17 protein-coding genes and 1 CRISPR repeat array are annotated in these 25,502 nt (G+C 54.2%); of the genes, 8 read left to right on the plus strand and 9 right to left on the minus strand.

Features of this window, described 5'->3' with window-relative positions; all coding sequences use genetic code 11:
- Positions 1 to 11 precede the first annotated feature (11 nt).
- The 5 genes from cas7e to cas2e are packed head-to-tail and all read left to right on the plus strand — an operon-like array spanning position 12 to position 3,947.
- Positions 12 to 1,094, plus strand: coding sequence for a type I-E CRISPR-associated protein Cas7/Cse4/CasC (gene cas7e, locus CX651_RS05905; protein WP_229839748.1), 1,083 nt, complete (start codon positions 12 to 14; stop codon positions 1,092 to 1,094).
- Positions 1,095 to 1,104: 10 nt separating this feature from the next.
- A complete protein-coding gene (gene cas5e, locus CX651_RS05910) occupies positions 1,105 to 1,836 on the plus strand; it encodes a type I-E CRISPR-associated protein Cas5/CasD (RefSeq protein ID WP_101054633.1) in 732 nt (243 codons plus the stop codon).
- On the plus strand, positions 1,836 to 2,717 hold the full coding sequence (cas6e, locus tag CX651_RS05915) for a type I-E CRISPR-associated protein Cas6/Cse3/CasE (protein ID WP_101054636.1): 882 nt from the start codon (positions 1,836 to 1,838) through the stop codon (positions 2,715 to 2,717). Before cas5e ends, cas6e begins: the two co-directional genes overlap by 1 nt.
- 19 nt (positions 2,718 to 2,736) lie before the next feature.
- On the plus strand, positions 2,737 to 3,654 hold the full coding sequence (gene cas1e / locus CX651_RS05920) for a type I-E CRISPR-associated endonuclease Cas1e (RefSeq protein WP_101054639.1): 918 nt from the start codon (positions 2,737 to 2,739) through the stop codon (positions 3,652 to 3,654).
- 2 nt (positions 3,655 to 3,656) lie between these two features.
- Positions 3,657 to 3,947, plus strand: a complete 291-nt coding sequence (cas2e, locus tag CX651_RS05925; RefSeq protein ID WP_039034047.1) for a type I-E CRISPR-associated endoribonuclease Cas2e — start codon at positions 3,657 to 3,659, stop codon at positions 3,945 to 3,947.
- A 98-nt stretch (positions 3,948 to 4,045) separates the two neighbouring features.
- Positions 4,046 to 6,089: direct repeats of the CRISPR family, unit length 29 nt; unit sequence GAGTTCCCCGCACCCACGGGGATAAACCG.
- A gap of 95 nt (positions 6,090 to 6,184) precedes the next feature.
- Here cas2e and pbpC read toward each other — a convergent pair.
- Positions 6,185 to 8,470 (minus strand): penicillin-binding protein 1C, encoded by a 2,286-nt coding sequence (pbpC, locus tag CX651_RS05930; RefSeq protein WP_101054642.1) that lies wholly within the window; start codon positions 8,468 to 8,470, stop codon positions 6,185 to 6,187.
- Positions 8,467 to 14,121, minus strand: a complete 5,655-nt coding sequence (locus CX651_RS05935; RefSeq protein WP_101054645.1) for an alpha-2-macroglobulin family protein — start codon at positions 14,119 to 14,121, stop codon at positions 8,467 to 8,469. The genes pbpC and CX651_RS05935 overlap by 4 nt, the downstream gene beginning before the upstream one ends.
- Positions 14,122 to 14,790: 669 nt before the next feature.
- Between CX651_RS05935 and argA the strand changes: the two genes are divergently transcribed.
- On the plus strand, positions 14,791 to 16,110 hold the full coding sequence (gene argA, locus CX651_RS05940; RefSeq protein WP_101054770.1) for an amino-acid N-acetyltransferase: 1,320 nt from the start codon (positions 14,791 to 14,793) through the stop codon (positions 16,108 to 16,110).
- Positions 16,111 to 16,217: 107 nt separating this feature from the next.
- Here argA and rho read toward each other — a convergent pair whose 3' ends face one another.
- Together rho and trxA are read right to left on the minus strand one after the other, a co-directional pair.
- On the minus strand, positions 16,218 to 17,483 hold the full coding sequence (gene rho, locus CX651_RS05945) for a transcription termination factor Rho (protein ID WP_025011562.1): 1,266 nt from the start codon (positions 17,481 to 17,483) through the stop codon (positions 16,218 to 16,220).
- A gap of 213 nt (positions 17,484 to 17,696) precedes the next feature.
- Positions 17,697 to 18,023 carry a thioredoxin TrxA gene (gene trxA / locus CX651_RS05950; protein WP_025011563.1) on the minus strand — a complete coding sequence of 109 codons (327 nt, stop codon included), beginning with the start codon at positions 18,021 to 18,023 and terminating at the stop codon, positions 17,697 to 17,699.
- Positions 18,024 to 18,176: 153 nt separating this feature from the next.
- Here trxA and rhlB point away from each other — a divergent pair, with 153 nt between their 5' ends.
- Both rhlB and CX651_RS05960 read left to right on the plus strand, forming a co-directional pair.
- Positions 18,177 to 19,490 carry an ATP-dependent RNA helicase RhlB gene (rhlB, locus tag CX651_RS05955; protein WP_101054649.1) on the plus strand — a complete coding sequence of 438 codons (1,314 nt, stop codon included), beginning with the start codon at positions 18,177 to 18,179 and terminating at the stop codon, positions 19,488 to 19,490.
- The gene (locus CX651_RS05960; RefSeq protein ID WP_101054653.1) at positions 19,491 to 20,411 is read left to right on the plus strand and encodes a Ppx/GppA phosphatase family protein; all 921 of its coding nucleotides are present in this window, start codon (positions 19,491 to 19,493) and stop codon (positions 20,409 to 20,411) included.
- Between the two features lie 104 nt (positions 20,412 to 20,515).
- Here the strand turns inward: CX651_RS05960 and CX651_RS05965 are convergent, their stop codons facing one another.
- The 5 genes from CX651_RS05965 to CX651_RS05985 form a co-directional block, all read right to left on the minus strand.
- The gene (locus tag CX651_RS05965; RefSeq protein ID WP_101054773.1) at positions 20,516 to 21,052 is read right to left on the minus strand and encodes a thioredoxin family protein; all 537 of its coding nucleotides are present in this window, start codon (positions 21,050 to 21,052) and stop codon (positions 20,516 to 20,518) included.
- A gap of 203 nt (positions 21,053 to 21,255) precedes the next feature.
- Positions 21,256 to 22,266: a porphobilinogen synthase gene (gene hemB, locus CX651_RS05970; protein ID WP_101054656.1), complete on the minus strand. Its 1,011-nt coding sequence runs from the start codon at positions 22,264 to 22,266 to the stop codon at positions 21,256 to 21,258.
- Positions 22,263 to 24,164 carry a sensor domain-containing diguanylate cyclase gene (locus CX651_RS05975; RefSeq protein ID WP_101054658.1) on the minus strand — a complete coding sequence of 634 codons (1,902 nt, stop codon included), beginning with the start codon at positions 24,162 to 24,164 and terminating at the stop codon, positions 22,263 to 22,265. Before CX651_RS05975 ends, hemB begins: the two co-directional genes overlap by 4 nt.
- A complete protein-coding gene (locus CX651_RS05980) occupies positions 24,157 to 24,960 on the minus strand; it encodes a TatD family hydrolase (protein ID WP_101054661.1) in 804 nt (267 codons plus the stop codon). The genes CX651_RS05975 and CX651_RS05980 overlap by 8 nt, the downstream gene beginning before the upstream one ends.
- Entirely contained in the window at positions 24,957 to 25,472 is a 516-nt protein-coding gene (locus tag CX651_RS05985; RefSeq protein WP_101054664.1) for a hypothetical protein, read from the minus strand. The genes CX651_RS05980 and CX651_RS05985 overlap by 4 nt, the downstream gene beginning before the upstream one ends.
- Positions 25,473 to 25,502 lie beyond the last annotated feature (30 nt).

Here is a 25,502-nt window from a genome sequence, read left to right on the forward strand (position 1 = left end):
TTAAGGAAAAAATGATGAGTCGTTTTATTCAGGTACATATGTTGACCAGCTATCCACCCGCTAACTTAAATCGTGATGACCAAGGCAGACCCAAGACCGCCAAAATGGGTGGGATCGAGCGTTTACGAGTGTCGTCCCAGAGTTTGAAGCGCCACTGGCGTACCTCAGAGTTATTCCAGAGTGCCCTGGCGGGGCATCTTGGGGTTCGCACCAAAATGCTGGGCGCCAAGGTTTTTGATAAGTTGCTGGCTGCTGGCGTGAAAGAAAAAAGTGCTATCGAATGGAGCTGCGCTATTGCCGAAGTGTTTGGCAAATTGAAAAAGGCCAATAAAGACAAGCCATTGATAGAACTGGAAATTGAACAGCTGGTGCATGTCAGCGGTGACGAGTTGGCAGCGATAGATGCCTTGGTGGAAACTTTGATTGCCGAGCAACGTGCGCCGCTCAAAGAAGAACTGGCATTGCTGCGTCATAATACCAGTGCTGTGGATATCGCTATGTTTGGCCGCATGTTGGCGTCTAAACCCGAGTTTAATATTGAAGCCGCTTGTCAGGTGGCCCATGCCTTAAGCGTTCACCCTGTGGTGATTGAAGATGATTACTTCACCGCGGTGGACGACCTCAACGATGGCCGCGAAGATTCGGGTTCATCCCATATAGGTGAAACCGGTTTTGCCGCTGGATTGTTTTACAGCTATATCTGCATTAATCGTGAACAGCTGGCCGACAACCTTGGCGGTGATGCTGCGCTTGCTGATAAGGCGGTGGCGGCATTGATAGAAGCTGCCGTAAAAGTGGCTCCTTCCGGTAAACAAAACAGCTTTGCCCAGCAGAGCTACGCCAGCTATGTGTTAACCGAAATCGGCGAGCAGCAGCCGAGATCTTTAGCCAGTGCCTTTCTCAAGCCCATAGAGATAAGGGGGTGGAAAGATGCTGACTATCTCGAAGAGGCCACTTCACGCATTCAAACCCAATATCAACTGTTTGACAAAGCCTATGGAGCGTGTGCCGCCAAGCGCTACGAGCTGAATGTGAATGCCGAACAGGGCACATTCGCCGAGTTGCTCGCATTTGTTGCCGGGGCAGATAAGTAACGGAGGCGGCATGGAATATTTAGTCATGCGCCTCTATGGGCCAATGGCCAGTTGGGGGGATATTGCCATCGGCGAATCCCGTCACAGCCACTATGGCCCAACCAAGGCGGCAATAATGGGGTTGGTGGCTGCAACATTGGGGCTCAAGCGGGAGCAGGAAGCGCAACACTTAGCCCTGAATCGTGGTTACCAACTGGCGACAGAGGTGCAGGCTGGTCAGCTGTTGCGGGATTATCATACAGTGCAGGCACCGGATAAGGTGGGGAAGTTTCAATATCGAACCCGCCGCGACGAGTTAATCTTGGGGAGAGACAGGCTGGGCACAGTGCTTTCAACAAGGGAATATCGTACCGATGCCTGTGCGTTAGTGGCACTCAAAGCTAATGACAATGCACCCTATAGCCTGCAACAACTGATGGATGCCATTACTCGGCCGGTATTTGTGCCTTATCTTGGGCGTAAAGCCTGTGTGCTTGCGGCGCCTATGGAGCCTCAGCTCATTCAAGCAAAGGGTTTTGCCGACGCATTTCGTCAGTATCAGCCCCTGGTTGCATTGAATTTGCCTCGTGACACTCACGCTAGAGATTACTTTTGGGAAGGTAAGCTGCAGGACTATGCCGCCGAGGGCGACTGGGAGTCTCAAGTGATGCAATTGGTATTGCACGATCAGTTGCGCTGTCGTCAACGCTGGCAGTTTGAACCGCGCTGCGTGTATCACCTACATCTATCGGAGGAGAGCTGATGTTCTTATCTAAAGTGACTTTCCGTCCGGATATTTTACACAATTCGCAGTTGGTGAAGGTATTGGCTGGCAACAGCTATGGTTATCACCAGTTGCTTTGGGATCTCTTTGAGCAATCCCAACGGGATTTTCTGTATCGGACGGAACTCGCCAAGCAGCAAAATAGCCCAGATATGGCGTTGGAAGATGGGCCGCTGTTTTTTATCCTGTCGCAAACCCAACCTAAACTGGACTCACCACTCTTTTCAGTGGTGAGCAAACCCTTTGCACCTACTTTGGTAGAGGGCACGCGCTTGGCTTTTCGGCTGCGGGCCAATCCCGTGGTGACCAAAAAAGGCAAACGGCACGACTTGGTGATGGATGAGCAAATTGCTTTTTATCAGCGTATCGCCAAGGAACTGGGCTTAACACCTGCGGCGAGTAAAGGGGCGTTGTTGCAACAGCTAAAACCAGCAGCCATACGACCACAGTTAAATGATTGGCTCTTGAGCTATTTGAGCCAAACTCGTTACTTTGCCGCAGTGAGAGGTTTGGCCTGCGAGTCGTTGCTGACGCTGGCGCTGCAAGAGGCTGTCTCAGTCCGTCTGCAGCATTGGCTTACGGATAATCCGTCCCGCCAAGGCATTATGTCGCTGGTGTCCTACCCGGTGGAAGATGAACAAAGCGATGAGCTGGTTGAAGCTAGCCAGTTTCAATGGCAAGCCTATCAGGCGCATCCTATTCCGGAAAAAGGTAAGCAAGCGCAATTTCGCAGTGTTGATCTGCAAGGCGAGTTAATTGTGCACGAGCCACAACAATTCTTGCAATTGCTGGCGCAAGGCATAGGCCCCGCCAAGGGCTTTGGATGTGGGCTTATGTTAATTAAACCTGTCATCTCATAACTCATAACAAGGAGACGTTATGCCGTTTATTCCACTGCAGCCCATCCCCATGAAAGACAGAGTCTCGATGATCTTTTTGCAATATGGGCAGATTGATGTAATTGATGGTGCTTTTGTGCTGGTGGATAAAAACGGCATTCGTACCCATATCCCAGTGGGCTCAGTGGCTTGCATCATGCTGGAGCCGGGCACCCGCGTTTCTCATGCGGCTGCTAAGCTTGCTGCTGCGGTAGGCACTCTGTTGGTGTGGGTGGGCGAAGCCGGTGTCAGGCTATACGCCAGTGGCCAACCCGGAGGAGCGCGTTCCGATAAGCTGCTTTATCAGGCCAAATTGGCCCTGGATGAAGAGTTACGTTTAAAAGTGGTACGCAAGATGTTTGAACTGCGTTTTGGCGAACCGGCACCCAGCCGCCGCTCAGTGGAACAGTTGCGCGGTATTGAGGGCGGGCGGGTAAAGGCTACCTATAAAATGCTGGCGCAACAGTATGGTGTACCTTGGCACGGCCGCCGTTATGATCCTAAAGACTGGAACCGCGGTGATAAGGTCAATCAATGTATCAGTGCAGCAACCTCCTGCCTGTATGGTATTACCGAGGCCGCGATTTTGGCGGCTGGATATGCACCGGCAATCGGATTTATTCACAGTGGTAAACCACTTTCATTTGTTTACGACATAGCCGATATCATCAAGTTTGACAGCGTAGTGCCTAAAGCCTTTGCCATTGCCAAGCAAAATCCGCGCGAGCCAGAGCGGCAGGTGCGCATCGCCTGCCGGGAAATTTTTCGTAACGATAAGGTGCTTAACCGTTTGATCCCCCTTATCGAGGAGGTACTGGCAGCCGGTGAAATTGAGCCGCCTCCAACTCCAAAGGATGCCCAGCCCATTGCTATACCAGAGCCGAAACCGTTGGGAGAACAAGGACACAGGAGCCAGTAACTATGAGTCTGTTGGTTGTGGTGACCGAAAATGTACCGCCTCGCTTACGTGGTCGTTTGGCCATCTGGTTACTGGAGGTGCGTGCCGGGGTTTATGTGGGTGACACCTCCCGCAAGGTGAGGGAAATGATTTGGTATCAAATCAGTGAATTGGCAGAGGAAGGCAATGTGGTGATGGCCTGGGCCACCAATACAGAATCAGGATTTGAATTTCAAACCTTGGGTGAGAATCGTCGTATGCCGGTGGATTTGGATGGTCTGCGACTGGTCTCATTTTATCCAACTGAAAAATAACAAAATATTGCTCTTTAACAACTTGGAATAATAGCCTAAAAAGTTGGTGAATATTTTTAAGTGAAAAATCGCTTAAAAAACAATAGTATTTACCAAGAGAGTTCCCCGCACCCACGGGGATAAACCGCGCTCCAGTGCTAGAATTAAACCAGTAAATATGAGTTCCCCGCACCCACGGGGATAAACCGCCCGCTTGTGTGGCCTGTACTGGTTCCCAGCCGAGTTCCCCGCACCCACGGGGATAAACCGGAGGCCAATTATGGCTGATATTTTTGCTGCTGGAGTTCCCCGCACCCACGGGGATAAACCGCCGATACGGCCGCGGATAAACACCACGCGATCGAGTTCCCCGCACCCACGGGGATAAACCGGAGAAACAAATGTCCATTTCAATATTGCAGGTGAGTTCCCCGCACCCACGGGGATAAACCGCGAGAGAGTCTGCTGCGGTTTGGTGAAATCAGGAGTTCCCCGCACCCACGGGGATAAACCGTTCGCGGGCTTTTTTGTGCCGCCTAAAATAAAGAGTTCCCCGCACCCACGGGGATAAACCGGCGACAATTCGAGGCAGAGCGCAACGCTTTGAGAGTTCCCCGCACCCACGGGGATAAACCGCACCAGGCCATTGATGACGGCGCCCAGATAGAGAGTTCCCCGCACCCACGGGGATAAACCGGCTCGTGACCTGGTCTCTATCAGCTACATAGTGAGTTCCCCGCACCCACGGGGATAAACCGCCATGGTCGATGAGTTTGGCGACCAAGTGCAGGAGTTCCCCGCACCCACGGGGATAAACCGGCCATGGTTCAGGTCGAAATTGACCGTGTTGCGAGTTCCCCGCACCCACGGGGATAAACCGGCTGAAAACGTAGCTCACCGCAAGGCTGTAAACGAGTTCCCCGCACCCACGGGGATAAACCGTTCGGTGTGTTGTTTCAGCCCGTACCTATCCGCGAGTTCCCCGCACCCACGGGGATAAACCGGCTCCAGGCTATGGCCGTTTTCAGCTTGAATTGAGTTCCCCGCACCCACGGGGATAAACCGGTCTTCTGCTGTCGGCTTATCAGGCAGACGGAGAGTTCCCCGCACCCACGGGGATAAACCGTATTGCATAGGCAACCCAGTGATTAAGTGGATGAGTTCCCCGCACCCACGGGGATAAACCGGTGACATCATGGCGGAGCATCGCCGCAACGTGGAGTTCCCCGCACCCACGGGGATAAACCGGGTGCCGGCAAGATGTTCCGGCCGCTTGATATGAGTTCCCCGCACCCACGGGGATAAACCGGCTTTATCGAACATACCTGCCCCTTATTTTTTGAGTTCCCCGCACCCACGGGGATAAACCGCTGCTGCTATCGAATCAGGTTACGATGCGGGTGAGTTCCCCGCACCCACGGGGATAAACCGCGCAAACAAAGTTGCAACAATGCCAGCTGCATGAGTTCCCCGCACCCACGGGGATAAACCGCTGAAACAGGATGTAGTAAATCCATATCAACAGAGTTCCCCGCACCCACGGGGATAAACCGGATGTATTTATACAGCAATAGCCGTTGTTAGAGAGTTCCCCGCACCCACGGGGATAAACCGCCGAATTGCTGGCAGTCGCCGCGGCTGAGACCGAGTTCCCCGCACCCACGGGGATAAACCCTTTAGATCTTTTATCTAAATCTAGATGTCCTAGAGTTCCCCGCACCCACGGGGATAAACCGCCTGTTTATTTTTCGGAACATCGAATGAAGATGAGTTCCCCGCACCCACGGGGATAAACCGCCTCGCGTCATACGCCAATGTGGACGTGACGAGAGTTCCCCGCACCCACGGGGATAAACCGCGTAATTGGGGGTGATAAGTGGCCGGATTAATGAGTTCCCCGCACCCACGGGGATAAACCGTACCACGAAGATGGCCGCTTCAACGAGCTACCGAGTTCCCCGCACCCACGGGGATAAACCTCCGGGAATAGCGCCCTGCTTGGCATAGGTTGAGAGTTCCCCGCACCCACGGGGATAAACCGATGCTTGACGATCTTCTGACGCCGTTCGGAGAGAGTTCCCCGCACCCACGGGGATAAACCGTAACGGGTTCATTACAGTTGCTAGCTATAGTCGAGTTCCCCGCATCCACGGGGATAAAGTGTATTTCTTTACTGTACAACCCCAGCAAAATCCGAACGTCCTGCATTTGTGGGGCTGAAGAGGTCGAAACTGAGGTGATCTAAATAGCGGCCCGGCTCAAGGCAGCATATCTACTCGCAGTAGTCTGCTGGCGCTGCGGCCTTTGTCGTCGCTGACCGACAGTTGGAAGCGTCCGGCTCTGGGTGGGCGCCATTCCAGGGTTTGGCCCGGCAGGCTCTGGCCGAGCAGGCTGTTACCGGCAAACCAGTAGAGTATTTGGCTGTCGGAGGCGGCGTCGGCCTTGAGGGCTATGTGTTCATTGGCCACGCTTTGGCGCAGGCTGTAGGTGACGCCTTTCAAGGGGGAGCGGATAAGCGGGGCCGAGTAGCTGACCGCGACTCTTTGGCTGCAGGCGGCCGGAAGCTCCGGCGGCCTCCTGCGGGGTAAACCTGCCTGCTCGAACAGGGCCGCCAAGTCTGACGGCCAGAAGGCAAACACCTCCTGGTGGTGAATTGCCGAGTCGTAGGGCGGGCAGACGGCGGCGCCGGTTTTGTTATCCAGCCACACGGGGCGATGCAAGTTGGAGACCTTGATGGGGGAAACTCCCGGGATATACCAGCCATCGACCAATTTGGGGCACCAAGGGTTGGGCAGTTCGCCGGAGGCGGCGCAGAAGGCCACCTTTTTCACTGTATCCGGCGGCGTGTTGGCCATGTCGGCCGTGCCGGGCAGCGCGCCCTGCAAGGCATCGCTGAGGGCGAAGAACAGGGGCCCGGCGGTACGGACGCCGACAAAGGCCGGGTTGGGGGTGGCGTCGAAGTTACCCACCCAGACCACCAACACATAGGGGCCTGTGATACCGGCGCTCCAGGCATCGCGATATCCCCAGGAGGTACCTGTTTTCCAGGCCACTGTCCAGTTGCTGCCGGGCAGGCCGTCGGCGCGGGGGTTGTCCTTGAGTATGTCCCGCACCATAAAGGCGGCGGCAGGGCTCAGCAACCTCTTTCCTTGCGGACTGATGGGCTGGCTTTGTTGATCCCGCAGCGGATAGTCGTGGCCCTGGCTCGCCAGCATCAGGTACAGCCGCGCCAGCTCCGCCATGGTCAGCTCACCGCCGCCCAGCGCCAGGGATAAACCATAATGACTTTCACCCCTGAGCCCCTGAATACCGGCCTGGCGCAGGAAGCCGTAGAGATTGGGTTGGTTCACTTGTCCTGCCAGCCACACCGCCGGCAGATTGCGGCTCTTGACCAGGGCATCGTGGGCGCTGATGGGGCCGGTAAATCTGTGGTCAAAGTTCTCCGGTTGGAAACTGCCAAAGGCGGTGGGTGCATCCTTGAGTATGCTCAGCGGGTGTATGAGCCCCTGATCTATGCTCAGGCCAAACAGAAATGGCTTCAGGGTTGAACCCGGCGAGCGGCGGGCGCTGACGCCGTCCACCTGGCCTTGGATATCGGTATCGAAGAAGTCTGCCGAGCCTATCCAGGCTTTGATGCTCTGATCGCGGCTGTCCACCAGGATTGCGGCGGCATTCTTTACCCCCAGATGGCGCTGGCTTTCGATATACAGCCCAAGGCGCCGCTCCAGCAAGGTCTGCAGGCTGACGTCCAGAGTGCTGTGAATTTGGGTGTCACTATTATCCCGCAGCAGGCGGCGGCTGAAATGCGGCGCCAGAAATGGCAGCTCAGTGCGATCATGGCCGATGGCGGTGAGGGTCAACAGGCCGTTGTTGCGGGGATCGTCGCGATAGCTTTGTTGCCAGAGCAACGCCAGACGGTCGCGGGCATCCTGAAAGTCGGCACCGAAGCGGGCGCGGCGCGCCGGGCTTTGCGGCATGACCGCCAGGCTGAGGGCTTCACTGAGTGACAGCTCACCGGCGTCTTTATGAAAGTAGATGCGGCTGGCAGCGCCAACACCTTCAATATTGCCGCCCATGGGCGCCAGATTGAGATAGGCCTCGAGAATATCATGCTTGGAGTAACGCAGTTCCAGCCAGAGCGCCGCCAGCATCTGCTGCAGTTTCCCGGCAACCTGGCGGCTGTTGATGTTGTAAACCCGCCGGGCCAGTTGCATGGTCAGGGTCGAAGCGCCCTGGCGATCATCCTTAAGATAGGTAGCGACTATCGCCCTGGCGGTGGCCGCCGGGTTGATACCGGGATGGAAGTAAAAATAGCGGTCTTCCTTGAGCAAGATGGCTTGCACCATGTTGTCTGAAACCCCTTCCAGGGGTTGCCAGAGCCGATACTGGCCATCACTGGCCAGCGTCAGCCGCAGCAGACTGCCATCGGCGGCCAACACCATGCGGGAACTGGGCGCCAGCTTTGAAAAAGGTTGTGCCGGCCAGAGTCTCAGCCCCAGCAGCAAGGCTGCCAGGGCCAGCAGGCACAAATAGCGGCGTTTCATGGCGCTTCGATCACCAACTCACCACTTGGGCCCTGAGCCTGAATCAGGGGATCATACAGCCCCTCGGCGTAGGCGGGCGGCACCTGGAACTGGCCGACATTGGTGGCCCGTACCTTGTAGACAAAGGTTTTGGCATCGCGCCAGGCGGTACCGTAGAGCACCAAGCGGTCTTCGCGTACATTGAGCCACTGTGGCGACCAGTCGCTGTGCTGAGCCATGCCTACAGGCGGCTGCCAGCCGTCGAAGCTGTCATCCTTGTCACGATAAACCGGCTCCACGCCGCCGGGCAGCAGATCTATAACGACCACCTGCTGCAACTTGTCCATATCTGTGGAGCGCAGCCGCAGCCTGACCAGGAATTCATCCCCGACCTTGACCTTGCCAAGAGGTTGCTGTTCCAGGGTCAGATAGTCGCGGCTCACCTCCAGCCCTTGGCTGAAAGGCTTGGCCGGGCTTTGGTCAAATCCCTGCTGGCTGAGAAGATAGAAGGCATCATTAGTGCCGGTTTTCTGGTATTTCACCTCTTCACTGCCGAGGGGCAGCTTAGCCTTGGGTAGACTCAGTGCCTGCCAGGCCTTATCGACCAGTGCTTGCATGGACAGCCCCTGATCGCCGCGGGAGTTATCCAGAGCGGTCAGCGCCCGCACCAGAGTACCGGCAGACAGCGAGCTATAACGCTGCTCGCTGAGCCACTGGCCCATGCGCGGCAGCAACTGTTCCGGCAGGTCATCCAGGCGCTGTGGCGCCTGACGGGCGATGAGTGTCAGCAGCTGGGCATCGTGCACCATGGGATCCAGGTAGAGGCCGAGGCGCTGGGGCTTGTCCTCAAGCAGCTGCCACTTCTGCGCCTGCCACAGCGGCTCGGCCAACTGTTGCTGCTGCATCAGGGTAAAGCTGGCGGCCAGCCAGGCACTGGCGATGTCTGCTTGCCAATCTTTGGGATAGTAGCGCTGCAAACGCTCGCGGATGTCGGCCAGGGCGCCGCTAACCTGCACGCCCTGGCGGGCCAGCAGATACGCGCCATAGGCACGCTCGCGCAGCTCATCCAGGCCGCTGCTGGGGCCGGAGCTCACGCTCGATAGATAGCTGTTGGCCTTGTCCAGTAGATCCTGGGGCACGGGGTAACCCTGGGCCTTGGCGTCCAGCAGCATGTCTACCACATACAAGGCCACCATAGGCTCGACTATCGGGTTGGCGGCCCAGAGACCGAAGCCGCCGCTGCTGTTCTGGCGGCTACGCAACTGGCCAATGAGTTGGTTAAAGTCATTGAGATTATCCTGGGGCTTGCCCAGCAGCAGTGCCGGTACGGCTTTGGATACCAACTGCTCGGTACAGGCGTGAGGATAGTTGTCCAGATAGTGGCTCAGCCCCTGAGCCCAAACCAGCGGGCTGTTGCCAAGGGCCGCTTCCACCTTGCTGAACGGCGTAAACAGCTGACGGTCAAGTTTGAGCTTGGCTTCGGAGCGGTCGAGCACAGCCGTGGCCAGGGTCAACCGGTGGGGCGTTAACGGCCGTACCGAGATGCTCTCGCTGATCTTGAGCTCGCCTTCGCTGGTGGCCAGCTTCCAGTGGAGCTCCCCTTGACCCAGATTTTCACCTGCCTTGACGGCAAAGTGCGCCGTGGCCTCACGGCCCGGTTCGATATGGAACTGCTGCGGTTGCAGGTCGCTACGAAGGGCGCCGCTCAGGTTGAGGGTCAGGGTAACATCCTGCGCCTCGGCTTCTGTGTTATAGAGCCCCACAGTCACATCGGCGCTGTCGCCGGGTGCCAGGAATGCCGGCACATTGGGGCTCATCACCACAGGCGCCTTAACCGCGACACTGGCCTCGCTGGTGCCTATGCCGCTCTCGGTGGCACTGACGGCAAAGAAGCGGATACTGCCGTTGAAGCTGTCGGGCACTGTATATTGCAGCCGCTGCTTTCCGGCGGCCAACTCACGAATACCCGACCAGTAGACCACAGGCTTGGCGCGTTTGCGCTTGAAGGGGTTGAGGTTGGCTGCCAGCAGCGCGGCGGCGTCACCTCCGGGTGCGGCCTGGCGCATCAGCACCTTGAGATCCGGCAGCAGCAGGTCGAGAATTTGGCTCGAATCTACGCTGAGAGCCTTCTTGTCGAAGAAGTGCGCCAGTGGATCCGGCGCTTCATAGCGGGCCACCTGCAAAATACCGGCATCAACCCCGAATACCACGACTCTGGCTTTGCTTGGCAGCTTGAGGTCGATATCCAGTTGCGTCCCGGGTTTAACCTTTTCCGGCAGGCTCAGGGCGATGGCCTGACGCCGCTCACCTAGATCCACCTTAAAGGGTTTCACGGCATAGGACAGCGGGCTCATGAAGACTTCTTCCGAGTCCGGTGCCCGCAGGAACTGCACATTGATATAAGCATTGCCCTCAATGCCTTGCGGCAGGGTAATGCTTTGCAACGAACGGGTGCTGTCGGCCTTGAACCATTTGAAGGCGTAAACCTTGTCTCTCTCTATGGTGATGAGTCCGGCACCGCTGTAAGGGGCCTGGATCGCTACCTGAATGCTTTCACCCGGCAGATATTCCGCCTTGTTTAGCGTCAGTTCCAGCTCGGCGTTGCGCTCCAGCGTGCGACTGGCGTTGCCGCTGCCGGCAACGCTGTAATCTATTTGGTTCAACTGGCGGCCGTTTGCATCCAGCAGTCTCAGGCGGTAGTCACCCGGCTCCCTGGTGTCGAGTTCCAATTGGCCACCGCTTGCGGCCAGACTCAGGGCAGTGCTGCCCAGCAGTTTGTCTTTGCGGCGCGATTCATAGCGGTAGGTGCCGTCATTCTGTTTCACCAACACAGACACCCAGCGCCGGGCGATACGCTCGACTTTGAGCTCAGTAGCCACACCTTGAAGGTCCTGGCCAACGGCTTGCAGGTTGAGCACACGCTTGCCGTCTTTGCTGATGAAGTCCAGATCGCCATCGCTCTTGTAGCCCAGTAACCAGTCGGCATCGGATACCAGTAGCTGGTCTTGGGCGCTGACACCGTGGCCTGAACCGGCTTCAAATACCCGAGCCAGCAAGTGCAGCTTGTAGGTGCTGCCGGCAAAGCGGTCCAGCGCCAAGTCCAGGCTGGCCTTGCCTTCGCCGTCTGTGGTGGTTTCGCTCAAGTCTTCGCGGAACGATTCCTTGAGCTTGCCCAATACCCCAAAACGATAGCCTGGCCAGGCTTTGAAGCTGATATCGGTTGGTGACAGCACCATCTCGCCGCTGACTCGGCGATCGCTCGCCGGGCCGCCGAAGAGTTGCTCGGCCAAGACCTCGGCCTTGAGTTGCTGCGGCGTGCGCCAGCCTTCAAACTGCTTGTCGGTGCCCAAGTCGGTGCCCAAATAGACTCGCACCTTGATACGATCCGGCTCGAAGTCGCGCACCTTGAAGGTGACATCACCAAGACGCGTGAGGCGGTATCTGTCTTTGATGAGGGACAGAGTGGCGAGATAGTCACCGGCAACCGCGGTTTCACCGGCGCTGAAGTCCAGGCTGTCAAAGCCGCTGCCATCGAGTTTGAAGGTGCGATCCAGCACGGTTACCCCGCGGGGGTCGGTGATCTGCATTTTCACCGGCAGGCCACCCAGGGCGGTACTCCAGTCCTGCCCCCGCACCAAACTGGCGATATGAGCCGTCTCACCGGGGCGATACAGCCCGCGGTCGGTGAAGAGGTAGGCTCTCAGGGCGCCGGGATCGTCGCTTTCATAGCTGCCGCCGGTGTCGAAACGGGACAGATTGAGCTGGCGACGCCAATCAGCCAAAGGTAAGAAGGAGAGATCGCCATCCTTTTCGACCCGATAGTAGAGCGGGGTCTTTTCCCGGCGCAGATCGCCAAGCTTGGCAAAGCTTGCATGACCGCGTTCATCGGTTAAAGCCTCGGCTACCGGCAAACCGTTGCGGCCGATGACGGCCACCCGGGCTCCTGCCACCGGAGTCCCCTTGCCGAGGGATTGCACGAATAGATCCTGGCTGCCATCACGGCTGCGTTTGGCGAGTATGCCCAGATCTGTCACGACCACAAAGCGCAGATCGTGGGCCTCGGTTTGGTAATAGTCGAAGGTTTGGCTGTCTCTTTCATCGGCCGGAGTAAGCTTGACCACAAAGATGCCGCGCTTGTCCTTGAAGAAGGGCTTGAGGTCGACGCTGCCGTAGAGCGTCTTGCTGGGATCGCGCCCGGCAAGCTGTTGCTTGAACACCTGACGGGTGACCAAACGGTCGAAATCTGTGTTGTTGAGGTAGGGCTCGGCAAAGCTGCCCGAGCTTTGATCTATCAGGGCATTGAGCTGATCAGGCAGTAACTGGGCGACCTCAATCTGCACCTTTTGTACCCCTCGGGCCAGATAGCCGAGGCGTTGATCGTCGTCCAGAGTCAGCAAGGAACCTTCGCCGAGGAAATTGAGCGCCTTGGGGTATTGCGGCATTCGCAGCACAGTCAGCACGGCATCGCGGGACAGATAACCCCCTTGGCCTTCGACTTCCTTATCCACCATTACCGCCACGTAGCGATCGACCGGAGCTTTCAGCTTGAAGCTGTGCAACTGGTTGAGGCCTTCGGCACCGGGGATCTGGGTCAAGGTCAGTTTGTCGGCCTTGGCCAGCACCTGTTCGGTGACATTTTCCTGATACCAGTGACGGCTTCCCTTGGGATTTTTCAGCGGCAGCAACCAGGCATGTACCTTGCCTTGAAGCGCTTCGTCGTTGACCGGACGTGAGCTTTCCATTGTCAGTACCGGCTCGGGTTCATCCTTGTCGTTGTAGGCGAAGTTGACCTGAGCCTGTTTAAAGCTCAGCTGATAACGGCCGGGAACCTCTACTTGCCATTGGCTCTTGCCTGCCTTGTTGCCGCCGCTGGCCGCCAGGATCCCTTTGCTGACTTCCAGGGTTACAGTGCTCTGCTCAAGTGGTGTGGCGAGCGCAGGAGAATGTATGTAAGCGAACAGATGCTTGTCGTCGAAGGTGACTTCGGTATCGCCATTGCCGCTGTAGGTCAAGCCGGGGCTCAGCAATATCGCCAGTTGGGGTTTGACCGAGGTCGTATCCACCGGGTGGCTGAAGGCCAGGGTAGCGACCAGCTTTTGAATACTCGGCTGGGCCGGATCCTGGTACAGACGCCCATCAGAGATGGTGGCGGTGAAGGCGGCTGTGCTGAATTCGCTCTGGTATTTATCCAGTAAGATATGGTCTGCCAGCAGCTGCTTCTTATCCAGGCTGACCGCGAACTTTTCCGCAATCGGCCAGTCGTTATCCGGAATAAATTGCAGATGCTTGTCACTGGCCCAGCGCCACTGCCCGGCGAGTTGGGGGCTGAGGCTGACGCCTTTGGAGACTGGTTTGCCTATGACGTCCAAAGGTGCGACCGAACCACTGAAGGTCAGGGTCAAGGGAGCGACCTGAGGTTTGGCCTGGTGGTAATCGGTTAGCTGCGGCGCCTTGAGCGTATAGTGTAGGGTATAGGGCTTGGGTAAATGCTGATACCAATACCAGCCGCCCCAGCAAAGCACAGTCAGCACAGATAGCAGCAGTAGGCTTCCCAAGGTTTTAAAGGGATGCTTTATGCACCAATGCATCCAGGGCGGCGCTTGCCAGTGACCAAAAACCGCAGCGAGAACTCGCCAAACTACCGAGAAGAAATTTCCTATAAGCTGTCCCATCGTTCCGTGTCCTTGCTGTGTCTCGTAGCGCTATCGCCAACTTGGCTGACGTTTTAAAGATGTCGGTCGCCGATGTCAATCAGACCGGGCCGATGCTGTGATGCCCTATTCGATATCGCCTCTGCAACTGAGGCTATATGGTACAGCAATCAGCCTGATTTTGATCCGCGTTTGAATTCAAAATTGATAATCGGGCGGCAGTTGTTTAGATATTTGCAGAAACTCTCCTTCCAGGTACGAGCCCGCAGGCAGCACGTCGGCACTTGGGGTTTGACTTTGGATTCTATATTCGCCGCATCTATAACTCTTACCTGTAATGTTTCTTGTTTGGGAAGGCTGAGTTGCGGGCCCTGTCTATCTGCCCATCGACGATAGCAAACCTTATGGCGCAGGTTCCGGGTCGCTGGAGGGTTCATACATTCTCAACAGATCCCTGCTATACCTTTCTTTGCGATAACTGGAACCCTGGCTGTGAATGTTGACTCGATAGTTGTCTTTGGAAAAGTATTTGGAGATTGCTTGTCCTGCATGTGAATGGTTAGGAGTTGAAATGGTCGTATTTGCAAATAAATGCTTTTTAAGTGAATTTAAATGCATTATTATGTTGTTCGTGCCACAGGTGTGGCATTCATTTCTGCCGGCTTTAACGAGTGTGAGGTAAATCCCAAGGTGCGTACCACAGAATTGGTTGATGGTTTTCGTCATTCTGCTCCCTATGTCAATGCCCACAGGGGTAAGACATTTGTTGTGATGTTAGGAGGGGAGGCACTGGCTCAGCCTAAGTTTCGTTCCATCATCAATGATGTTGCTTTGCTGCATAGCTTGGGGATCAAGGTGGTATTGGTTTATGGCGCCCGGCCGCAGATAGACGAATCCTTGGCTCATCATCAGATTGAGCCCGCCTACCATCAAGGTGTACGGATCACCGACGAAGCGACTCTTAAGCTGATTAAGCAGGTGGCTGGTTCTTTGCAGTTTGATATTACTGCCAGGTTGTCCATGAGCTTGTCGAACACACCTATGCAGGGAGCTCAGATCAATGTGGTTAGCGGTAATTTTGTGATTGCCCAGCCTTTGGGGGTCGACAATGGCATTGACTATTGCCTCTCCGGCAAGGTGCGCCGTATTGATGTTCAAGGGCTTAAGCGGCAATTGGAAAATAACTGCATCATCCTGATGGGGCCGATAGCAGCTTCGGTCACCGGCGAGAGTTTTAATCTCACCGCTGAAGAGGTAGCGACTCAAGTAGCAATCAAGCTTAAAGCCGACAAGATGATAGGCTTCAGCTCCCAGAACGGTATTTTGGACCGTAATGGTGATGTGATTGCCGAACTGATGCCCAACGATGCCCAGAAAATTCTCGATAAACTGGCCGGCCAGGGTGAAGGTTGCGTCGGCACCATGGCGTTTCTTAAGGCCAGTATTGATGCCTGTCGCAGTGGCGTACCCCGTTGCCATTTGGTCAGCTATCTGGAAGATGGTGCCCTGTTGCAGGAATTGTTTTCTCGTGAAGGTATAGGTACCCAGATAGTCACTGAGAGTGCCGAGCGCTTACGGCGCGCATCCATTGCCGACATTGGCGGCATACTCAACCTGATCCGCCCGCTGGAAGAGCAGGGTATCCTGGTGCGTCGCTCCCGCGAACAACTGGAGATAGAAATAGAGCAGTTTATGCTGATTGAGCGTGATGGCTTGGTGATAGGCTGCGCGGCGCTTTATCCCTTTGAAGAGGACAATGCCGGCGAATTTGCCTGTTTGGTGGTACACCCTGACTATCGCGATGCCGATCGTGGTAGTTTGCTGCTGCAAAACATTATAGGCCAGGCCAAGGTACGTGGTTATTCCAGGTTATTCGCGTTGACGACCCGCAGCATTCATTGGTTCCTGGAACATGGTTTTGAATTGGTGGAGGTGGATGCTTTGCCTAGCAAGAAGAAGCAGCTTTACAACTACCATCGCCGCTCGAAAATCTTGGCGCTCGACTTGTAAGAATCAACTTGTTTGACATAACACCATTCAGTTAAACAAACTTTGACTGAATGGTGTTAATGGGTGTCAGAGCAGGAACGGTCCGATTGGGACCGTTGCCTTTTACATCAAGACTTGGTGCGTTTCATCGCAGTGAAGAACTCTTCATTGGTCTTGGTCATTGCCAACTTGTCGATCAAGAATTCCATCGCGCTGACTTCATCCATAGGGTTGAGGATCTTACGCAGGATCCACATCTTCTGCAGCTCATCCGGCGTGGTTAGTTTCTCTTCACGACGGGTACCGCTGCGGTTGAAGTCAATGGCAGGGAATACCCGTTTTTCAGCGGCCTTGCGTGACAGATGCAGTTCCTGGTTACCTGTACCCTTGAACTCTTCGTAAATCACTTCGTCCATCTTGGAGCCGGTATCGATAAGCGCAGTGGCGATAATAGTCAGGCTGCCACCGTTTTCGATATTACGGGCTGCACCGAAGAAACGCTTGGGTCTGTGCAGCGCGTTGGCATCCACACCACCTGTCAGCACCTTGCCGGATGAAGGCACAACCGTGTTGTAAGCACGAGCCAGACGGGTGATGGAGTCCAGCAGAATCACTACGTCTTTCTTGTGTTCAACCAGGCGCTTGGCCTTTTCGATAACCATCTCTGCAACTTGTACGTGACGGCTTGCAGGCTCATCGAAGGTGGAAGCGATCACTTCACCCTGAACCAGACGCTGCATTTCGGTGACTTCTTCAGGACGTTCGTCGATCAGCAGCACCATCAACACTACTTCAGGGTTGTTGTAGGTGATTGATTGGGCAATGTTCTGCAGCAGCAGAGTCTTACCGGCTTTGGGTGGCGCAACAATCAGCCCACGCTGGCCCTTACCCACAGGTGAGCAGAGATCCAGAATTCGGGCTGTGATATCTTCGGTGGAACCGTTACCACGTTCCATACGCAGACGTTCTTCTGCATGCAGTGGGGTAAGGTTTTCAAACAGGATCTTGTTGCGAGAGTTTTCAGGCTTGTCGAAGTTAACTTCGTTAACTTTCAGCAGAGCAAAATAGCGTTCGCCTTCTTTAGGGGGACGTATTTTGCCGAAAATGGTGTCACCCGTTCGCATGTTGAAACGACGGATCTGGCTTGGAGAAACATAAATATCATCGGGACCGGCCAGATACGAACCATCGGCACTGCGCAGGAAACCAAATCCATCCTGAAGTATTTCCAGAACGCCGCCGCCGAAGATGTCTTCACCGCTCTTGGCATGGGCTTTCAATATAGAGAAGATGATATCCTGCTTGCGGGCACGAGCCATATTCTCCAGCTTCATTTCTTCGGCCAGTGCGACTAAGTCTGCAATAGACTTGTTTTTTAATTCAGTTAAATTCATTTTTGGTGGGTCTTGTTTCACGCGACAAAGCTTACGCGCTCAATCTCTCAAATTGGACTTGATGGATGTTGATTGAACAGCGAGAAGTGGGTTAGTAGAAAGAATCTGGTTATTAAAGTAGCACTATCAGGACAGGGCGTCCAGAAGTTTAACTGAACCCGGCACATTTTTATTTCTAGGGCGTGCCGGGTGTCACTTATTTGATTTGAGTGATCAAATCTGGGCGTCGATGAACTCTTTCAACTGAGTCTTGGACAGGGCGCCAACCTGATTGGCAACCAGTTCACCGTTTTTGAACAGCAACAGAGTAGGGATGCTGCGAACACCGTATTTAACAGGTGAAGCGTTATTTTGATCTATGTTCAATTTGGCGATGGTCAGTTTGCCGGCGTATTCTTCGGCAACATCGTCCAGGATGGGAGCGATCATTTTACATGGGCCACACCACTCGGCCCAGAAGTCTACCAATACAGGCAGTTCTGATTTCAGGACGTCGTTTTCAAAGCTGTCGTCGCTCAGGTACACAATTTTATCGCTCATGATGTTCTCCAGTTGGGTTGCCATTACTGGTCTGTTAATGGCTTAACCTGTATATTGGGTTGGATTAACGGCAATTCAAGTCACCGTTTTTTTCTTGTCGCTATTTCAAACGATCGAGTATCTTATTGCAACCCTAACTGGTATGCTTGCGCTATGAGCGAAACACATTTATCTCAACAAAAACTTGCCGAACTGCCACTACATCCTGAAGTAATTCAGGCGCTTGCAGAAAACGGTTTCGAATATTGTACGCCTATTCAGGCACTTTCCCTGCCGGTACTTTTGCAGGGCAAGGATATCGCCGGTCAGGCGCAGACAGGTACGGGCAAGACCCTGGCCTTTCTGGTAGCAACTTTTAACCACTTACTTTCCACCGACATTCCCGCCGAACGCCAACTTAATCAGCCCAGAGCCATCATCATGGCACCAACCCGGGAACTGGCGATTCAGATAGCCAAAGATGCCACCTTGCTGTCCAAACACACCAAACTCAAGGTGGGGATTGTCTATGGCGGCGAAGGCTATGATGTCCAGCGCAAGGTGCTGGACAAGGGCGTGGATATCCTGATTGGTACTACGGGGCGCATTATAGATTACGTGCGTCAAGGGGTTATCAACCTCAGCGCTATTCAGGCCGTAGTGTTGGATGAAGCGGATCGTATGTTTGATCTGGGCTTTATCAAAGACATTCGCTTCCTGTTCCGCCGCATGCCGGATGCCAAAGACAGGCTCAACATGCTGTTCTCGGCTACCCTGTCGATGAAGGTGCAGGAGCTGGCTTATGACCATATGAATGACCCGGTCAAAGTCGAAATTGCACCGGAAGAGAAAACTTCGAAAAACATCAAGGAAGAGCTGTTCTATCCTTCGATGAAAGACAAGATCCCACTGCTGCTTACCCTGATAGAGGAAGATTGGCCGGATAAGGCGATAGTCTTTGCCAATACCAAACATCAGTGTGAAAACCTCTGGGGTTGGCTCGAAGGTGATGGTCACAGAGTCGGTCTACTGACCGGTGACGTGCCACAAAAGAAACGCCTTAAGATCCTGGAGCTGTTCACCAAGGGTGATCTGGATATTTTGGTGGCCACAGACGTAGCGGCCCGTGGCCTGCATATTTCTGATGTGTCCCATGTCTATAACTTCGACCTGCCTGATGACTGTGAAGACTATGTTCACCGTATCGGTCGTACTGGCCGTGCCGGTGCCAAAGGGGTTTCGGTCAGCTTTGCCTGTGAAGAATACGCCCTCAACCTGCCGGCTATCGAAGACTATATCAAGCACTCGATTCCGGTAACCTCTTATGATGCCGAAGCCTTGCTCGATGATATTCCAGCACCGGTTCGTATCCATCGTAAGCATGCCGGACCGCGCAATACCCGTGATCGCGGTCAGGGACGTCCTCAGGGAGCTCATCGTAGCGGTGGTCGTCCACCTCGTCACGACAGGACTCGCAGACATTCCTGAATGCCGAAACCCGCCTACGCTGCCATAACTCTTGGCTCCAATAGCTTCAATATGCTGGTTGCCCGTACCGTCGGCGGCCAGCCCAAGGTTCTCGCCAAGTACAAACGTAAGGTGAGGTTGGCCGAGGGAATTGAGGCTGATGGCAGTCTCAATCTGGCGGCATTCGAACGTGGCCTCGATTGCCTGGCCATGTTCTCCAATATGCTTGTCGAACATCAAGTCGATGATGTCAATGTGGCAGTCATTGCCACAGCAACCCTTCGTTGTATCAGCAACGCCGATGAATTCAATCGTCGTGCCCTGCAAATATTAGGGCACCCGATAGAGATCATCTGCGGTATGCGTGAAGCCGAACTTATCTATCAAGGCATGGTGGCGACCACTCATGGCGAAGGGCGACGCCTGGTGATAGATATAGGTGGTGCCAGTACCGAGTTTATTGTGGGTGACGGTGAAAAGGTGCTGTTTAAAACCAGTCTGCCTATAGGCTGTGTCACCTACAACCAATGCTTTTTCACCTCTGCTCCCTTGCAACCGCTGGACTTTGACGATGTGCGAGCCAGGGTGGAACTGGCCTTGGCTGAACACAAATCGACTTTGAAAGCGCTGGGTTGGCATTCGGTGGTCGGCGCTTCCGGAGCAGTGCAGTCAGTGGTTGAAGTGTTGCAACATAGGCAGAGGTCGGAAACTTTGACTCTGGCGGTGTTGGAATCACTGAAACAGGAGTTATTGGCTCAGGAGAGCTTAACTCTGGATGGCATAGATGGCCTTGCTCCAGAGCGGGCACCGACCTTTACATCCGGTGTTGCCATCTTGCTGGCGCTGTTTGAGCTGCTGGGTATTGAACAACTGCATTTATCCGGCGGCGCTTTGCGTGAAGGGGTGTTGCAGATGTTGGCCAAACGGCAGTCTGCAGAATAAGCACAATTAAAAAAGGACCTTAACCAGGTCCTTTTTACTATCTCATTTTTTTGTTGCTACAGCCCTAGTGCACCTTAGGTTACGCGGCATAGTGGCTTGAAAGATTACTTGAGGATCTTGGCCAGATCCTGCTCCAGAGAGACTTCCGGGCGTTCAACGATACGGCCAATCTCTTTGTCATCCTGAAGTACAATAAAGGTTGGGATCCGCTGGAAGTCATATTGGGCGGCCAAGCCTTCCGGATCCTGTTTCTGGCGATCTACCCCGATATAACGCACCTGGATATTAGGGTTGGCCACTTGCTCCATGATACGGATAAAGCGCGGTGTTTCTCTGTGGCAGTCCGGGCACCAGGTGCCTATGATGACGACAATTTCTGTGGCCTTATCGACCGCTTTTATTGGAGCCAAGGCATCTGTCTCTACCTGATAACTCTGATAGCCACTGCTGAATTCGGGTAATTCTGTCACCAGTTTCTGTGCTTCGACTGCGCCCGTTAAGATCACTTCCTGTTTCTCCTCGCTGCAGGTGGCGATAAAGCCTTCCTGTTTGTCTTCGAAACCACAACCGCCATTGGCCATAACCTGGCAACTGAAGAATAACGCGGTGGTGGCGAGTAACGCTTTTACATTCTGGTGCATCATACTACCTCGGGTGGGGTGACTCCATACCCTGATTCAAACATTGGTGAGGGATATATCAAAGAGACAAACACTATGTATGTTAGCAAGATCACTAAATAATTTTGATCTGAACAAAGAGGTTTTTCAACCAGGGAGTGGATTCTTGCCGGGAATGGTATAAATACAAAAAAGCCGCCTTGAAGGCGGCTTTGGAGTTCAATTTACTTGGCGTCTTTCAGCCATTGGGCGGCCTGCTTGGCAAAGTAAGTGAGAATGCCATCGGCGCCGGCACGTTTGAAGCACAGCAAAGATTCCATCACTATGGCTTTTTCTGCCAGCCAGCCGTTTTGAATTGCTGCCATATGCATGGCGTATTCACCGCTGACCTGATAGGCAAAAGTCGGCACACCCAGTTCGGTTTTGACTCTGCGCACTATATCCAGATAAGGCATGCCTGGCTTCACCATCACCATATCGGCGCCTTCCTGAATGTCCAGGGCGACTTCATGCAATGCTTCGTCCGAGTTGGCCGGATCCATTTGATAGCTGTGCTTGTTGCCGCCTTTGAGGTTGCCGGCAGAGCCGACCGCATCGCGGAAGGGGCCATAGTAGTTGGAAGAATACTTGGCGCTATAAGCCATAATCTGGGTGTTGACGTGGCCTGCAGCTTCGAGCGCCTGACGTATGGCACCTATGCGACCATCCATCATGTCTGAAGGGGCTACCATATCGGCACCTGCTGCGGCGTGGGACAGTGCCTGTTTCACCAAAATTTCTGTGGTGATGTCATTAATGATGTAACCCGTCTCATCTATGATCCCGTCTTGGCCATGAGTGGTGTAGGGATCCAGTGCGACATCTGTCATCACGCCCAATTGAGGGAACTCTGCCTTGAGCTCACGAACGGCTCTTTGCACCAAACCGTCAGGATTGTAGGCTTCTTCGGCCATCAGAGACTTTTTCTCCGCCGGTGTTACCGGGAAGAGGGCAATCAAAGGGATCCCCAGCTCTACCAGCTCTTCGGCTTCTTTGAGCAGTAGATCTATGCTGTAACGCTCAACGCCCGGCATGGAGGCTACAGATTCGGTACGCTTGTTACCTTCGAGCACAAACATGGGGTAGATGAGGTCATTGACCGTCAACTGGTTCTCAGCCATCAGGCGGCGACTGAACTCATGCTTGCGCATACGGCGCATACGACGCTGTGGGTAGGCACTGGTAATTATGTTCACTTTGGGCTCCTGGCTGGATCTGAAAGGGTATCTTGCTCGGGATCAAAGGCGTAGACCCGATCCCTGCCTGAATTTTTGGCGTGATACAGCGCCTTGTCGGCTTGCTCCAACAATTGGGTGATGTGCATATCCGACTCTATGATGGCGACGCTGACGCCGATACTGGCGGTCAGAGGGATTGTTTGTTTGTCCCAACTGACATCCAAGGCCGAGATGGCGTGACGTATCTGTTCTGCCACACTCAGGGCCCCGTTAGTATCAGTATTAGGCAATATAATAGCAAACTCCTCACCGCCAAAACGTGATACCAGATCACTTGGGCGCCTGAGGATATTCTTGAGGGTATTGGCAATACTCTTAAGGGTTTGATCGCCGGCCAAATGGCCATGGGTATCGTTAATGGTCTTGAATCTGTCTATGTCCAGCATCAGCAGCGCCAGCGACGTCTGTTGCCGTCGACTGATGCGCCCTTCGGCCTGCAGACGCTTGTCGAAGGTAGAGCGATTTTTGACCCCGGTAAGGCTATCTATGGTGGCTTGCTCAGTGAGTTTCTGGTTGGCTTCGTTCAGTTCTCTGAGCGCAATTTCCAGCTCCAGCGTACGTTCCTGCACCATACGTTCCAGCTTCTCGTTGCTCTCGGCTTCCATTCTCAGGGTTTCTTCCCTGGCTTCGCGGATTCGCTCCGCCTGTTTCAGGGCTTCTTGCTGAATTCTTTGCTTGGCCTTGCGTTCATCGTTGTAGCGTATTGCCAGTACTGCCGCCATAAACACCACCTCGAAGGTGAGTCCCAATAGCACCGGTGTTTGGGGCATCAAGGGCAGTTTGATAAGACCCAGATACATGAGGCAGGAGACAAAGATCCCCAGCGTCATGCCACTCCAGGAGACAGTGTAGAGTTTGGCGAGTTTATTGCCGCGTATCGCCTGCAGTATGCTGAAAAACAGTAGCATCAGGCTCACAGACATGACTGAGATGATCTCGATATAGATGGCGAGCGCATAATCGAGCACTACAGTGGCAAACATCAGCAGTATGGCGCTGGCCGCGGTATAGCGACAGGCTCTCAACATACGGATACTGTGGTACTTGAGCTGCAATACCTTCTCGGTAAAGAGTATTCCAAAGGCGATAACCAGAGGGACCAACGAAGGGATAACATATTGTTGCAGCTGCGGCACATTGGGCCAAAGATAGCGAAAGGCCGTGCCATTGATGCAAGCAACCAATAAGGTCATGGTCAATACATAGCCGGCGTAATAGCTGTAACTAAAGGAGCGGGTTGTTAGGGCGATAAACAATGCAAACAAGCCTATAGCGGCCAGGGCGCCTAACTGTATGCCATTGAGCATATTGCGGGTTTCCTGGCTTTGTAGCAGCTCGTATGGCTCCCAAAGGTGGATAGGCAGATAGCTGCTGCCGGCAGTGGTCAATTTCAGCCAGAATTGGTGCTGCTCCTGCTGCCTGATATGAAAGGCATAGAGGAAGTTGGTACTTAATATGCTTCTGTGGCCAAAGGCCTGGGTATCTCCCAGAGTTAGCTGACGTTGGAGACGACCATCGACATAGTGGTAGATCTCCAGCTTGTCCATACTGGGGTTATTGAAGGCTAGTATTCTGTTGAAATGGCCCGGCTCTTTGGCATAAAGGCTGAAGTTGAACCAGAGGCCATCGGCGCCCATTTCGATAAAGTTGTAGTCATTGGCTGGGTGCCAGGCGGTATCCGGTAAATTCTGTATCTGGCTGAGGCGACTATCAGTGCCTTGTTCTGTGACTCGGGTGCTGGGGCGTAGATCTAAATCCAGCCCTTCGGTTGCCGACAACGCGACTCTGGGTTCGGCAGCAAGACTGAGAGATAGTAAACTCAAGAAGAGCAATAGAATGGAGTAGGCATTAGCCATGAATGCTCTCCAGTTTAAAGAAACGCAAGCTGTTGCTAAAGCATTGGCGCGCAAGACTCTCCAGCGACTGACCTCGGATGTCGGCGACAGCTTGGGCTATGTAAGGCAGATACTTGGGCTCATTGCGGCCGGATTTGGGCTTGGGCCGCATGCTGCGTGGTAGTAGATAGGGACTGTCGGTTTCCAGTAATAATCTGTTGTCCGGGATTAAGGGGAGAGCGCTGACCAGATCCTGTCCCCGACGTTCGTCACAAACCCAACCTGTTACGCCCAAATACAGATCCCTGGCAATATAGTCTTCGGCCTGTTTGGGGCCGTCGGTAAAACAGTGCAGCAGCGCCGCCGGCAGGGCTTCCAGATAGTCATCCAGAATAGCCAGAAAATCATCATGGGCATCTCGCTGATGCATCAGTACCGGGTATTGCAGTTCTACCGCCAGAGCCAACTGGGCCTCAAAGGCCTGGCGTTGCTGCTGGCGCGGCGAAAAGTCTCTGTTGTAATCCAGGCCGCATTCCCCTATGGCAACCACGCCCGGTTGTCCGGCCAGTAGCTTCAGTTCTGCGGCGCTCTCCGTTTGCCATTCGCTGGCATGATGAGGGTGGACACCTGCTGTAGTGTAGACTTTTTGGGGATATTGCCGGCAAACCTGGATGCAGTTTCGGCTTTCATCCAGATGACTGCCAATAATGATAAGCGGCGAGACGCCTTCGCCTGCCGCTTCATTGATAACTCGATTGAGATCTTGTTCCAGGTGGCTGCCAATCAAATTGACAGCGATATCCAGGTATTGATTCACTGCAGACGTTTGACCCTGATAGTGCTGTTGCGCCCTTCAGCTCCCAACAGGAATGAGCCTAAGGCGGCTTTTTCGATATAAACCTTCTGCCCGGATTTCAGGCGGAAATTGCGGCTGTCGGTCTGTTTCCAAACCTGACCGTTATTGAAGCTGATTTTGAGGGCGCCATAGGGGTCTTTCTCGACCTCGCTGATGGTCAGGAAAATCTTCGCAACTTCATTTTTCTTGCTGGCCTGGATAGTGGATTCCAGGTTATCGGCACCGAAGTCGGCCGCAGGATCGACCTGGACACTCTTGGCTACAGGCGCAGCGGCAACCACAGTGGTTACTTCGGCAGGACTAACTTGGGGGGCTTTTACATGAGAGACTTTGGCAGCCAGCTCATCGTAGCAGATGAGCCGGTCGAGTTTATCAGTTAGGGAGGCACATTGAGCCAACTCCTGCTCGATTCCGGCCTGAGCCTGAAAACAAAGCAGTGCAGCAGTAGAGGCAGCAATCCAGGTTAAACGCATGAATATCATCCTTCTTTTATTCTTGTTATT

The organism is Shewanella chilikensis, from assembly GCF_002836945.1.
In the GTDB taxonomy this organism is placed as follows: domain Bacteria; phylum Pseudomonadota; class Gammaproteobacteria; order Enterobacterales; family Shewanellaceae; genus Shewanella; species Shewanella chilikensis.

Excerpts from the sequence above, each read along its gene's own strand:
- cas7e (WP_229839748.1), top strand. The coding sequence starts at position 12 with ATGATGAGTCGTTTTATTCAGGTACATATGTTGACCAGCTATCCACCC.
- cas5e (WP_101054633.1), top strand. The coding sequence starts at position 1,105 with ATGGAATATTTAGTCATGCGCCTCTATGGGCCAATGGCCAGTTGGGGG.
- cas6e (WP_101054636.1), top strand. The coding sequence starts at position 1,836 with ATGTTCTTATCTAAAGTGACTTTCCGTCCGGATATTTTACACAATTCG.
- cas1e (WP_101054639.1), top strand. The coding sequence starts at position 2,737 with ATGCCGTTTATTCCACTGCAGCCCATCCCCATGAAAGACAGAGTCTCG.
- cas2e (WP_039034047.1), top strand. The coding sequence starts at position 3,657 with ATGAGTCTGTTGGTTGTGGTGACCGAAAATGTACCGCCTCGCTTACGT.
- pbpC (WP_101054642.1), bottom strand. The coding sequence starts at position 8,470 with ATGAAACGCCGCTATTTGTGCCTGCTGGCCCTGGCAGCCTTGCTGCTG.
- CX651_RS05935 (WP_101054645.1), bottom strand. The coding sequence starts at position 14,121 with ATGGGACAGCTTATAGGAAATTTCTTCTCGGTAGTTTGGCGAGTTCTC.
- rho (WP_025011562.1), bottom strand. The coding sequence starts at position 17,483 with ATGAATTTAACTGAATTAAAAAACAAGTCTATTGCAGACTTAGTCGCA.
- trxA (WP_025011563.1), bottom strand. The coding sequence starts at position 18,023 with ATGAGCGATAAAATTGTGTACCTGAGCGACGACAGCTTTGAAAACGAC.
- rhlB (WP_101054649.1), top strand. The coding sequence starts at position 18,177 with ATGAGCGAAACACATTTATCTCAACAAAAACTTGCCGAACTGCCACTA.
- CX651_RS05960 (WP_101054653.1), top strand. The coding sequence starts at position 19,491 with ATGCCGAAACCCGCCTACGCTGCCATAACTCTTGGCTCCAATAGCTTC.
- CX651_RS05965 (WP_101054773.1), bottom strand. The coding sequence starts at position 21,052 with ATGCACCAGAATGTAAAAGCGTTACTCGCCACCACCGCGTTATTCTTC.
- CX651_RS05975 (WP_101054658.1), bottom strand. The coding sequence starts at position 24,164 with ATGGCTAATGCCTACTCCATTCTATTGCTCTTCTTGAGTTTACTATCT.
- CX651_RS05985 (WP_101054664.1), bottom strand. The coding sequence starts at position 25,472 with ATGCGTTTAACCTGGATTGCTGCCTCTACTGCTGCACTGCTTTGTTTT.